The organism is Streptomyces himalayensis subsp. himalayensis, from assembly GCF_013778455.1.
GTDB classification, from domain to species: Bacteria; Actinomycetota; Actinomycetes; order Streptomycetales; family Streptomycetaceae; genus Streptomyces; species Streptomyces himalayensis.
In genome coordinates, this window is sequence record NZ_JACEHE010000032.1 from 1 (window position 1) to 12113 (window position 12113).

The 12113-nt window shown below is 69.9% G+C and carries 12 protein-coding genes and 1 riboswitch; of the genes, 1 reads left to right on the top strand and 11 read right to left on the bottom strand.

Annotated features, from left to right (window positions below; genetic code table 11):
• From H1D24_RS34275 to H1D24_RS34315, 9 genes are all read right to left on the bottom strand, one after another.
• The coding region (locus H1D24_RS34275; protein WP_181661634.1) for an ATP-binding cassette domain-containing protein at positions 1 to 366 on the bottom strand (366 nt) is incomplete at its 3' end.
• An 80-nt stretch (positions 367 to 446) separates the two neighbouring features.
• Entirely contained in the window at positions 447 to 1358 is a 912-nt protein-coding gene (gene pstA, locus H1D24_RS34280) for a phosphate ABC transporter permease PstA (protein ID WP_181661635.1), read from the bottom strand.
• On the bottom strand, positions 1358 to 2308 hold the full coding sequence (pstC, locus tag H1D24_RS34285) for a phosphate ABC transporter permease subunit PstC (RefSeq protein ID WP_181661636.1): 951 nt from the start codon (positions 2306 to 2308) through the stop codon (positions 1358 to 1360). The genes pstA and pstC overlap by 1 nt, the downstream gene beginning before the upstream one ends.
• Complete coding sequence (locus tag H1D24_RS34290; protein WP_309484550.1) at positions 2305 to 3282, bottom strand: PstS family phosphate ABC transporter substrate-binding protein; 978 nt, start codon at positions 3280 to 3282, stop codon at positions 2305 to 2307. The genes pstC and H1D24_RS34290 overlap by 4 nt, the downstream gene beginning before the upstream one ends.
• A 239-nt stretch (positions 3283 to 3521) precedes the next feature.
• Positions 3522 to 3677 carry a hypothetical protein gene (locus tag H1D24_RS34295; protein ID WP_181661637.1) on the bottom strand — a complete coding sequence of 52 codons (156 nt, stop codon included), beginning with the start codon at positions 3675 to 3677 and terminating at the stop codon, positions 3522 to 3524.
• Positions 3678 to 3745: 68 nt separating this feature from the next.
• Positions 3746 to 4384, bottom strand: a complete 639-nt coding sequence (locus H1D24_RS34300) for a thymidine kinase (RefSeq protein ID WP_181661638.1) — start codon at positions 4382 to 4384, stop codon at positions 3746 to 3748.
• Positions 4385 to 4450: 66 nt separating this feature from the next.
• Complete coding sequence (locus tag H1D24_RS34305) at positions 4451 to 5686, bottom strand: alkaline phosphatase family protein (RefSeq protein WP_181661639.1); 1236 nt, start codon at positions 5684 to 5686, stop codon at positions 4451 to 4453.
• Positions 5686 to 6273, bottom strand: coding sequence for a DUF5998 family protein (locus H1D24_RS34310; protein WP_181661640.1), 588 nt, complete (start codon positions 6271 to 6273; stop codon positions 5686 to 5688). The genes H1D24_RS34305 and H1D24_RS34310 overlap by 1 nt, the downstream gene beginning before the upstream one ends.
• A gap of 48 nt (positions 6274 to 6321) precedes the next feature.
• Positions 6322 to 9294 carry a bifunctional acetate--CoA ligase family protein/GNAT family N-acetyltransferase gene (locus H1D24_RS34315; RefSeq protein WP_181661641.1) on the bottom strand — a complete coding sequence of 991 codons (2973 nt, stop codon included), beginning with the start codon at positions 9292 to 9294 and terminating at the stop codon, positions 6322 to 6324.
• A gap of 228 nt (positions 9295 to 9522) precedes the next feature.
• Between H1D24_RS34315 and H1D24_RS34320 the strand changes: the two genes are divergently transcribed.
• Entirely contained in the window at positions 9523 to 9804 is a 282-nt protein-coding gene (locus H1D24_RS34320) for an HPr family phosphocarrier protein (protein ID WP_181661642.1), read from the top strand.
• Positions 9805 to 10000: 196 nt separating this feature from the next.
• Here the strand turns inward: H1D24_RS34320 and H1D24_RS34325 are convergent, their stop codons facing one another.
• Both H1D24_RS34325 and H1D24_RS34330 read right to left on the bottom strand, forming a co-directional pair.
• Positions 10001 to 10687, bottom strand: coding sequence for a GntR family transcriptional regulator (locus H1D24_RS34325; RefSeq protein ID WP_181661643.1), 687 nt, complete (start codon positions 10685 to 10687; stop codon positions 10001 to 10003).
• 263 nt (positions 10688 to 10950) lie between these two features.
• Positions 10951 to 11727 (bottom strand): M23 family metallopeptidase, encoded by a 777-nt coding sequence (locus H1D24_RS34330; protein WP_181661644.1) that lies wholly within the window; start codon positions 11725 to 11727, stop codon positions 10951 to 10953.
• Between the two features lie 12 nt (positions 11728 to 11739).
• Positions 11740 to 11903: riboswitch (cyclic di-AMP (ydaO/yuaA leader) on the bottom strand.
• Between the last annotated feature and the right edge of the window lie 210 nt (positions 11904 to 12113).

A 12113-nucleotide genomic window follows, 5' to 3' on the forward strand; every position in this document is an offset into this window, starting at 1 on the left:
GGGGAACGGGTTCGGCGCCTGGAAGACCATGCCGATACGGCGGCGGACCTCGATGGGGTCGACCTCGCGGCCGTAGAGGTCCTCGTTGTGGTACCGGACCTTCCCCACCACCCGAGCCGTGGGCAGCAGGTCGTTCATGCGGTTGAAGCAGCGCAGCACGGTCGACTTGCCGCAGCCGGAGGGGCCGATCATCGCGGTGATCTGGCGGTCCCCGATGTTCATGTTCACATCGCGTACGGCCTCGTGGTCCCCGTAGAAGACGGACAAGCTGCCGATCTCGAAGACCGGGCTGGCCAGGGACGGGGCTTCACGATGGGAGGCCCGCGGGCTCCGGGTGCCGCCGTGGGAGTCGGAGGGAGGCGTCATCTCTGTCTCCTGTGGAGGGTCGGCGGGCTGATCGGACTGGTCGGGCTGGTCGGGCTGGTCGGCAGTGGGCGGCATGGCGGTCACCAGCGGCGGGAGTAGTGGTTGCGGAGCCAGATCGCGAGGGAGTTCATCGCCAGGAGGATCACCAGAAGGATCACGATCGCGGCGGAGGCGAGGGCGGTGAACTCGGCGCGCGACTGGCTGATCCAGTTGAAGATCTGGATCGGCAGAACGGTGAACTGGCTGTGCACACCGGTCGGGTTGAAGGTGATGAACGTCAGTCCGCCGAGCAGGAGCAGCGGCGCGGCCTCGCCGATGGCCCGGGAGAGGGCGAGGATCGAGCCGGTCGCCATGCCGGGTACGGCCGCCGGGAGGACCTGGCGCCAGATGGTCTGCCACTGGGTGGCACCCAGCGCGAGCGACGCCTGGCGGATCGACTGCGGTACGGCGCGGATCGCCTCCCTGGCGGCGATGATCACGACCGGCAGGACCAGCAGCGAGAGCGTGAGCGAGGCGGTCAGTACGGTCTGGCCGAAGCCGAGGCCGCGGGAGATGATGCCTAGCCCGAGGATGCCGTAGACGATCGACGGAACCGCCGCCAGATTCTGGATGTTGATCTCGATCGCACGGTTCCACCAGCGGTTCGGGTTGGCGTACTCCTCCAGGTAGATCGCGGTGAGGACGCCGGTCGGCAGGCAGTACAGCGCCGTGAAGCCGATGACCCAGATCGTGCCCGTGATCGCCGACTGGGCGCCGGCGTTGGCCGGGTTGATCAGGTCGGGGAAGTTCGTCCACAGCCGTGAGTCGAGGCGGGGCCAGCCTTCCACGGCCACATACGTCAGCAGTCCTCCGAGGAAGATGACGCCGACAGCCAGCGAGGCCAGAAGGCTGAACTCGAAGAACCGCTCTCGCCAGGGGGTGCCGCGGCCCTTGAGGCGGGGCACTCCGGGGCCTTCCGCCACGGTGAGGTCGCCGTCGACGACGTTGCTCATCACTCGTACACCTCCCGGTACTTGCGCACCAGGCGAATGCTGACCAGGTTCATCACCAGTGTCATGGCGAACAGCAGCGAGCCCACCGCGAAGATCGTCTGATAGCCGGTGGAACCGGTCGGCAGATCGCCGATGCCGGCCGCCGCGATGAACGCCGTCATCGTCTGCATGCCCTCAAGGGGGTTGAAGGTCAGGTTCGGACGGCCGCCCGCGGCGATCGCGACGATCATCGTCTCGCCCAGCGCCCGCGAGATGCCCAGCACGATGGCGGCGACGATGCCCGACAGCGCGGCGGGGAAGACCACTCGCGTGGAGACCTGCATACGGGACGAACCGAGCGCGAAGGCACCGTCGCGCAGGGCGCGTGGCACGGCGCTCATGGCGTCCTCGGCGAGCGAGGCGATCGTCGGGATGATCATGATGCCCATGACGAAGCCCGCCGACAGGGCGTTGAAGACCTGAGGGCCGTCACCGGTCGGCCAGATGTTCTGCAGCAGCGGCGTGATCGCCTTCAGCGCGAAGAAGCCGTAGACGACGGTGGGGATGCCCGCGAGCACCTCCAGCACCGGCTTGAAGAACTTCCGCACGCGCGGATCGGCGTACTCGCTCAGATAGACCGCCGCACCGAGGCCCAGCGGCACCGCCACGAGCAGCGCGATCAGCGTGACCAGCAGCGTCGCCGTCACCAGGGGCAGGACGCCGAAGTGCGGCGGTTTGAACAACGGGGACCAGTCGGTGCCCGTGATGAACTCGCCGAAGTCCACCTTGCCGAAGAATTCCACGGCCGGCGGGATCAGGGCGATGACGATGCCGGCCGTCGTCAGCAGCGAGACCAGGGATGCGGCAACCAGCAGGACCTTGATGGCCTTCTCGCCATAGCGCGGCTGGGACCGCCGCAGGAAGCCCGGGCTCCCCGCGGCGGCCCGCCGCCCGCTCCCGGATGACCTCATGACGTGTGCTGCTCCCGCAGCCTCTCGAGGTCCTTCTTCAGCTCCGCCTCCTGCTCGGCGTTGAGCGGTACGAAGAGGGACTTCTCCGCGATCTCGGCATTGTTCTCGACGTAGAACTCGACGAACGCCTCGACCTCCGGTTTCTCCAGCGAGGAGGCCTTCGGGTAGATGAACAGCGGACGGGACAGCGGCTTGTACGTCCCGTCCTGGACGGTCTGCTTCGTGGGCTCGACGCAGCCGTCGCCGTCGTCGATCTTCAGGACCTTGAGCTTGTCCTGGTTCTCCTCGTAGTACGACAGACCGAAGTAGCCCAGGCCGCCCTTGGAACCGGAGACGCCCTGGACGGTGACGTTGTCGTCCTCGCTGGGGCTGTAGTCGGTGCGGGATGCGCCCTCTTCACCGTTGACGGCCTCGGTGAAGTAGTCGAAGGTGCCCGAATCGGTGCCGGCGCCGAACAGCTCCAGCCTCTGGTCCGGGAACTCAGGGTCGACCTGGTTCCAGTTGTTGACCTTGGAGCCGGGCTCCCAGATCTTCTTCAGCTGCTCCACGGTCAGGCACTCGGCGAAGTCGTTGTCCTTGTTCACCACGACGGACAGACCGTCGTTGGCGATCTGGAACTCCTCGTACGTGATGCCCTTCTTCTCGCAGGCTGCCTTCTCCTCGTCCTTGATCGGACGGGAGGCGTCCGAGATGTCGGTCTCGCCGTTGCAGAACTTCTCGAAGCCGCCGCCGGTACCGGACGTGCCGACAGTGACGTTGACCCCGGGGTTCTGCTGCTGGAAGAGCTGAGCCGCCGCGGTCGAGAGGGGAGCCACTGTGCTGGAACCGTCGACCCTGATGGAGCCTGACAGCGTGGAGCCGTCACTCTGGCCGGATCCCGCGTCGGTACCGCCGCAGGCGCTCGCGGCCAGTATGGCGGCCGCCGACAGGGCCAGGGAGACCTTGGCCCGGCGCAATGAAGGGGAAGTGTTCACGGCTCTCGATCCTCGCGTCTGCCGGGTGCTCCGGCGGTGGATCGGCGCGCTGGACGCTCCGTTCGGACCCTTTAAATCGAAGCCTGACTATATGAACGGAGGGTGTACGAAATCTCCCCTCATGCGCGAATTACCACTGTTCATCCATATAGGTCGATTTTGACCCAAGATGTCACGGGTGCGCGCTCGGAGCCGCAGAAGATCTCCCCAGGTCTGCACGCGGCCGGGCCGCCGACACGTCAGTGCGCCGGCTCCAGCGCCGCCGACACGTCCGTCCGCCGGCTCCAGCACCGCCGACTCACGGGCCGGCCCTGGCCCTCGGCGTCGGCGTAGATCTTCTCCAGCAGCTTGCCGGGATCGGCCGGACGGCACTCGTCGGTCGCAGCGAACATCATCCGGACTCTGTACGCCCGCGCCGAGCGCACCCGTCGCCCGTCACCCGTCATCCGTCATCCGTCATCCGTCACGTGAGCTCGGACAGCACAGCGGAGCGTGTCTCAGCCGTCGTGGCCGTCATCCGGCGGCGGTGATGCCGACGGCACAGGACCTCGTAGCCCGCCTCGCCCGCGGAGCGGTCCACGTCACCGATCAGGACCTGTTCGCCCTCGACCACCATGACGCCGTCGACGGTGCGGGCGTTGTGCGTGGCACGGGCGCCACACCAGCACAGCGCCTCGACCTGCAATGTCTCGACGCGGTCGGCCAGTTCGACCAGGCGCTGGGAGCCGGGGAACAGGGCGGTGCGGAAGTCCGTCGTGATGCCGAAGGCGTAGACGTCCCTGCCCAACTCGTCCACTACGTCGGCGAGTTGGTCCACCTGGCCGCGGGTGAGGAACTGCGCCTCGTCGACGATGACGTAGTCCACCCGCTTACCGGCTTCCAGGTGGTCCGCCAGATAGGCGTGCAGATCCATCCCGTCCGCGACCTCGACCGCCTCCGTCACCAGTCCGAGACGCGAGGAGAGACGGCCCTCGCCGGCCCGGTCGCCCTTGGTGAAGACGATCCCGACCAGACCGCGAGCCGACCTGTTGTGCCCTATCTGCAAGGCCAGCGTGCTCTTTCCGCAGTCCATGGTGCCCGAGAAGAAGACCAGTTCGGGCATGAGAATTCGGGGACCTTTCGGCAGGGGGGATCGTGAGGACGAGCGGGGAAGAGGGAGGCAGCGCGGTCAGGTGCGTACTTCGAGGAGCGGCACCAGCTGCTCGACGGCGGTCATCGAGCCGTGGTTGCCGACCATGGCCGACTCCTTCGGCTCGCGCTGCGACGCGATGATCAGGACGTCGTCGCGGGCCGCGGCGACCACATCGCCGATCCTGGCGTACACGCGCTCGTCGATGGCCGGGCCGAACCAGCCGGCCGCGATCGCCTCGTCCCGGCCGGCCACCCAGAACTGCTCGCCGAGCACCTCGCGCCAGACGGCCAGGACGTCCGCCTCGGCGCCCGGCACCGCGTAGACGTGACGGGCTCGCCCCTCGCCGCCCAGGAGGGCGACTCCGGCACGCAGCTCCCAGTCCTCGTCGAAGTCGATGCGGTGCTGCTCGTCGAAGGGGATGTCGATCATGCCGTGGTCGGCGGTGATGTACAGCGCGGTGCGCGACGGCAGCTGCTCGGCGAGGCGCTGGACGAGCCGGTCGACGTACATGAGCTGGCCCCGCCAGGGGTCGGAGTCGACGCCGAAGCGGTGGCCCTTGCCGTCCACCTCCGCGTAGTACGTGTAGACCAAAGACCGGTCCCCCGCCGCGAGTTGCTCGGCGGCGAGATCCATGCGGTCCTCGCCGGAGAGGCGGCCGAGGAACGTACCGCCGCTCAGCGCGACCTTGGTCAGCGGAGTGTGCTCGAACGTCGGGGACGAGACCTGGGCGGTGTGCACGCCCGCCGCGTCCGCGAGCTGGAAGACGGTGGGGTACGGCTGCCAGGCGCGAGGTTCTGTCCAGGGGTTCCAGCGGAGCTGGTTCATCAGCTCCCCGGTCTCCGGGTTGCGCGCCGTGTAGCCGGGAAGCCCGTGCGCGCCGGGCGGCAGGCCTGTGCCCACCGAGGCCAGCGAGGTGGCTGTGGTGGCCGGGTAGCCCGCGGTGATCGGACGCCCCGTGCCGCCCCGGGAGCTGTCCAGCAGGGAGGTCATGAACGGGGCCTCGTCCGGGTGGGCCCTCAGCTGCTCCCAGCCCAGGCCGTCGATCAGGAAGACGCAGTTCCGGTCGGCGGGGGTGAGCTCGGGTATCGCGGCGGCGGTCGCGGGTACGCCCAGGCCCGCGGCCAGCGTCGGCAGCAGGTCGGCGAGCGAGCCGGAACCGTACTCGGGGACGGGCGCGGAGGAGACGGGCAGCGGCTCCGGGTGGTCCCAGGCAGTGGCGGGAGAGACGGGCACCGAGCGCCCTGCGTCGTGGGCGGCGGGAGGGTGGGACATCAGCGGGTGGTCACCGCGGTGGCTTCGGAGAGCGCCTGGGCGAAGGAAAGCGTCTGCCGGACGGCGTCCGGGCCGTCACCCGCCTCGCTGACGCGCAGACTGAGGTCGTCCGCGGTCGAGTTGCCGGTGTAGCCGTGGTCCGCCTCGCAGTTGGGGTCGCCGCAGGCGGCGGGCTCGAGGTCGATACGGGAGACGGCGCCCCAGCCGATGGTGAGGACGACCTCGCGGGGCAGGGTGCCCGGCACGTACTTCTCGGGGTTGGCCACGACGCGACTGAGGACGACCGACGAGATCCGGCCGATCTTCACGGACTCGGTGGACGTGGTCGCGTACGGCGTCGGGGACGTGCTGTCGGCGGCCTGCTCGTCGGTGTGGCTGACGATGAAGCGCGTGCCGGTCAGAACGAGGACCGTCACATGGCGGCGCACCTCGTTCGCGTCGAACGTCGTCTCCTGGTGGACCAGGTACGACCCGATGGCCTCGCCGCCGACAGCGGCCTCCACCGCCTCGGCCACGAGGGCCGGGTAGTAGCCGCTGCGCTCGATCGCCGCGCGCAGCCCCTGGGTCGTCGTACTGGTCTTGGCCATGCGGACCATCCTAGGCCCTGTCGCCGAAGTGCCGACTCGGGCGGCGTCTCAGTAGGCGGGCAGGGTGCGTGGGCCGAGGTCGCTGCGGGCGGGCGGCGGTGCGAGCCGCACGGACGCGCCGAGGACGGACAGGCCCTGTGTGGCGACGACCACAGGCTCCAGGGAGACGGCGGCGACCTCCGGGTGGTCGTCGACGAGCCGGGAGACCCTCTGGAGCAGCTCTTCGAGGGCGGCCGTGTCGACGGGCGCCGAGCCGCGCCAGCCGAAGAGGACGGGCGCGGTCCGGATCGACCGGACCACGGACTGCGCGTCCCCGTCGGTCACCGGGATCAGCCGGTGCGCGGTGTCGCCGAGCAGCTCCGACGCGGCTCCGGCGAGCCCGAAGGAAAGGACGGCTCCGGCGGCCGGGTCGATGACCGCACGGACGACGGTGTCCACGCCGCGCGGCGCCATGGCCTGCACGACCGGCCGCAGCTCCTCCGGCTTGCCGAGGACGTCGGTCAACTCGGCGTACGCACGCCGTAGTTGCTCCTCGTCGGCCAGGTCGAGCCGTACGCCGCCGAGGTCGGGGCGGTGCCGCAGATGCGGGGCGGTGGTCTTGAGCGCCACGGGGTAGCCGAGCCGCTCGGCCGCCCGGGCGCCCTCGTCGGGGCCGGGCGCGGGCAGGGCGGGCCGTACGTGGATGCCGTACCGGCCGAGCAGCTCCTGGGCCTCCTCCGGCGTGAGGCTCATGCCGCGCGGGTCGCCGTCGCCGCCGGCCAGCAGCCCGTCGATCATCTCGGCCGCGCCGCTCTCGTCGATGTCCTCGTACTCGTGAACCTTCCCGGGCTCAGCGGCGTCGCGCCGCCACTGCCCGTACTTGACGGCCTCGGCCAGCGCCCGCACGGCCCGCTCGGCAGCGGGGTAGGCGGGGATACGGGGGAGCTCGGCGGCCGTTCCTGTAGTGGGCGGCGGCTCGGCGGGTCCCGTGGTGGGTCGGGTGGTGGGCAGGCGTTCCGCTGGGGGTGCCCCCAGGCCCTTCAGGCTCTGGGGGAGATGGGGGTCCCCCCAGGCCGTCTCAGGCACTGGGGGAGGGTGGGCACCACCCACGACGGCGGGTGCGCTTCCGTCGTACCTGACCCGGGCCCCGGGGCCAGGCTTCGTGCTAAGGGCAGCGGACAACGCCTCAGCAAGCCCCCCGAGCTCCACATGCACCACAAGCACCGGCTTCGCAGGCCCCGCAGCCACCGCCTCGTGCAGGGCCCCCGCGAGGGCGACGTCATCGGCCCCGTCCTCCCCCACGGCGGGGATCGCCGTGACGACCACCGCGTCGCAGCGGTCGTCAGCGAGCGCAGCGCCCAGCGCCGCCCGAAAGTCCTCCGCCGTCGCCGCGGTCGTCAGATCGCGCGGCCGCAACGGCCGCAGCCCCTCCGAGAGGCACGCGTCGTACGTGAGCAGACCGAGCGACTCGGAGTTGCCGAGGATGGCCACCCGGGGACCGGTCGGCAGCGGTTGCCCGCCGAGCAGCAGCCCCGCGTCCACCAGCTCCGTGATCGTGTCCACGCGGATGACGCCCGCCTGCCGCAGCAGCGCGGAGACGGTGGCGTGCGGCAGGCGAGTGCCCTGCACCGCGTGCCCGAGCGGCGAGACGCCGCTGTGCCGGGCGCCCTGCACCACGACGAGCGGCTTCGCCGCCGCGGTACGCCGGGCGAGCCGCGTGAACTTGCGCGGGTTGCCGATCGATTCGAGGTACATCAGCACGACGTCGGTGTCCGGGTCGTCGTACCAGTACTGCAGCATGTCGTTGCCCGACACGTCCGAGCGGTTGCCGGCGGAGACGAACGTCGAGACACCGGTCACGCCGGTCACCCCGCCGCCGCGCCGGTGGAGCCGGGACAGCAGCGCGATCCCGATCGCGCCGGACTGCGTGAACAGACCGATCCGGCCGCGCCGGGGCACCTCAGGGGCGAGCGAGGCGTTGAGCAGCGTGTCCGGCGCCGTGTTGATGACCCCGAAGGCGTTGGGGCCGATGAGGCGCATGCCGTACGAGCGTGCCTGCCGGACGAGTTCGCGCTGCCGCTCGCGGCCTTCGGCGCCGCTCTCCGCGTATCCGGCGGAGACCACGACGAGTCCCTGGACGCCGTGCTCGCCGCATTCGGCGACGGCTTCCGGCACATGGGCCGCCGGTACGGCGACGACGGCGAGGTCGACGGGTTCGGCGATGTCGCGTACGGAGCGGTGGGCAGGCACGCCGTCGAGTGCCGTCTGCTCCTGCGGGAAGCTCTTGTTCACGGCGTACAGACGGCCCGTGAACCCGGCGTCGAGAAGGTTGTTCAGCACGCTGCGGCCCACGCCGCCGGGCGCGCGCCCGGTGCCGATGACGGCGACCGAACCGGGCCTGAGCAGCCGCTGGACGGAGCGGGCCTCGGCGCGCTGTTCGCGGGCGCGCTGCACGGCGAGCGAGCGGTCGGTCGGCTCCAGGTCGAACTCGAGGCGTACGACGCCGTCCTCGAAGCTCCGCTTCTGGGTGTAACCGGCGTCCGTGAACACCTTGATCATCTTGGTGTTGGCCGGCAGCACCTCGGCAGCGAAGCGCCGGATGCCGCGCTCGCGGGCGACGGCCCCGATGTGTTCGAGGAGCGCGGACGCGACGCCGCGGCCCTGATGGGCGTCCTGGACGAGGAAGGCGACCTCGGCCTCGTCGGCAGGCGCCGAGGCCGGCATGCCGTGGGCGTTGATCCGGTCGTAGCGCACCGTCGCGATGAACTCGCCGCCCACCGTGGCCGCGAGGCCCACCCGGTCCACGTAGTCGTGGTGGGTGAAGCGGTGGACGTCCTTGGCGGAGAGCCGGGGGTAGGGCGCGAAGAAGCGGTAGTACTTCGACTCGTCGGAGACCTGCTCGTAGAAGCTGACCAGGCGGTCGGCGTCGTCGGTGGTGATGGGCCGGATCCGTGCGGTGCCGCCGTCGCGCAGCACCACGTCGGCCTCCCAGTGCGCGGGGTATGCGTGCTGCTCCGACAGCGGCTGCGACGGGGTGTGCATGGGGCCAGCGTACGGGGCACTGCGGCGCCGGGAGCAGAACGGGCTTAGGCTTTCCGTTCGACCAGACGGGTACGTTCCGGGAGAACTGGAGCAGCTGGTGCGGGACGAGGGATCGTTCCGAACCGCTTCCGGGCCTCTTCCGGGCCGTTCCCGACCGTTCCGGGCACGTCCGCCGGTATGGAACACTGGTCTAGACAACCCTGAGAGAATCCTGAAGGGCAGCATCACATGGCTGAGCGCCGCGTCAACGTCGGCTGGGCCGAGGGTCTTCACGCCCGCCCCGCCTCCATCTTCGTCCGTGCGGCCACGGCCGCCGGCGTCCCCGTGACGATCGCCAAGGCTGACGGCACCCCGGTCAACGCGGCGTCGATGCTCGCGGTGCTGGGCCTGGGCGCCCAGGGCGGCGAGGAGATCGTCCTCGCGTCCGACGCCGACGGGGCGGATGCCGCCCTCGACCGGCTGGCCAAGCTGGTCGCCGAGGGTCTCGAGGAGCTTCCCGAGACCGTCTGACGGCAACAGGTGAATTGCGGCGGAGCCGCGCCGGCCTCTTTTTTCGGAGGCGGCGCGGCTCCGCCCTTTTTACGCCATGCTCTCCGAAGCGCGCGCCATACCTTCCGAAGCTCGGCCGGAATTCCCTGCACCCCGAGAAAATGGGCAGCAAAAAAGAACCCCCACCGAATATCCCTCTTTGTATACGGCGCCTCTGTTAATGCCGCGGGCTCACAGTGTTTACGGCGTGTTGCGAACCCCTCACACGGTCCCCGCGATCCGGAAAACGGAGCCGGTGTGCGGCGCTGAACCGTTCCGTGTGCAGGGTGGTCAGCGACCGCGCCCGTTCGGCGTCACCGCGGGCCACGGCGTCGACGATCGCGCCGTGCTCGGCCCACGCCTCCACGGGATGGGCAGGCGTCTCGACTGTGTACATCCAGGCGATCTTGTGCCGGAGCTGGGTGAGCAGCGACGTCAGCCCCGGGCTGCCCGAGGCCTGCGCGAGCGTCTCGTGGAACCAGCCGCCCAGCGACCGCAGATCTTCGCTGTGGCCCCGTCTGGCGCGCTCCTGACCCAGTCGGACCAGGCCACGCAGCACCTTCAGATGCGCCTCGGTACGACGCTGTGCCGCGCGGGCAGCGCCGAGCGGCTCGAGCAGCGTACGGATCTCGAGCACGTCGGCGGCCTCCTGCTCGGTGGGCTCGGCGACACAGGCGCCCGCGTGCCTGCGGGTGACGACGAATCCTTCCGCCTCCAGCGTGCGCAGGGCCTCGCGCACCGGGACTCGGGACACCCCGTACCGGCGCGCGAGCAGTTCCTCGGTGAGACGGCTGCCGCGCTCGTAGACACCCGCGACGATGTCATCCCGGATGGCCGTGCATACCGAGTGCGCGGGAATGTGCATGACCGGACCTCCGCCTTAATCCCCGCGAAACGCGGTCGATTGACGCCTGTTGACTGACTCTATTGCAGCGGGCGGGAATTTCCGACGGCGGGCTGGAATCCATGGATATTTTTTGGACAAATCGGCGCTCGGAAACGACGAAAGCCCCGGCTCGATGAGCCGGGGCTTCCATGAAGCGGGGCGTTCTGCCCGGTCCGTTCTCCGGTCAGGCCTTCACGCGCGTCCGTTCTCCGGTCAGGCCTTCACGCGCGTCCGCTCTCGCCTCAGACCTTCACGCCGTGCGAGCGCAGATAGGTGAGCGGGTCGATGTCCGAGCCGTACTCCTCGGCGGTCCGGACCTCGAAGTGCAGGTGCGCTCCGGTCACGTTGCCGGTCGCGCCGGAGAGGGCTATCCGCTGGCCCGGCGTGACCGTCTGGCCGACGGAGACGGTGATGGACGACAGGTGACCGTACTGGGTGTACGTGCCGTCGTTCATCTTGATGACGACCTCGTACCCATACGAGCCGCCCCAGCCTGCGGTGACGACGGTGCCGGAGCCGACAGCGCGGACCGCCGTACCGGACGCTGCGTGGAAGTCGACGCCGGTGTGGCTGCCGGACGACCACAGCGAGCCGCCCGCCTTGTAGCCGGTGGAGACATACGAGCCGGCGATCGGGCTGACGTAGGAGTTGAGGCGCTTGCGCTCGGCCTCGCGGGCGGCGCGCTCCTTGGCAGCACGTTCCTTGGCCTCGCGCTCCTTCTTGGCCTTCGCCTCGGCCTTGCGCTTCTCCTCGGCGGCCTTCTTCTTGGCGGCGGCCTCCTCGGCGGCCTGCTGCTGCGCGGCGGCCTGAGCGTCGATCTTGTCGGCGATGGACTCGCCGAGGGTGACGGCCTGCGTCAGCCCGGTCTGCTCGACGGTCGTGTCGGCTGCCATGGCGGGGGCGGAGAGGGTGCCCATGACGCCGGTGGTGGTGAGGGCCGCGATACCCGCCGCGCTTGCGGTCCTGCGGGTGATGCGGCTCGGACGACGGTGTTTCCCGGTGGCGCGGGTGAACGCCATGTAGTGGCTGGTCCTTTCCTTCCTTCTCGCCTACCGGGTTAGCTGACGGGTTCGGAGCAGGAAGGTCTCCTACGGGTCCCTCGACACGGTCAAGGACCCCGATTCACCCCAGGGGACTGCGATGGGTCCCCGGCTCCCCTGGCTCACACCGTCCGGGGACTCGGCGATGACTGTCCGGTGCCGCGGGCGCGGCGCACTGCCTGACGAACAGCCGGACCGACGCTAAACGGGACATCTTTCAATCAACAAACGCAGCATGGGATTTGTAGTGCATCCCACAGGGCAGACAGGCAACCTCCGCTACATTTCGGACAAACGAGAACCCCGGTGGCTCTGCAGCCACCGGGGTCTCTTCGGGTCCGTGTGGGGCCCTGTGCGGATCCGTG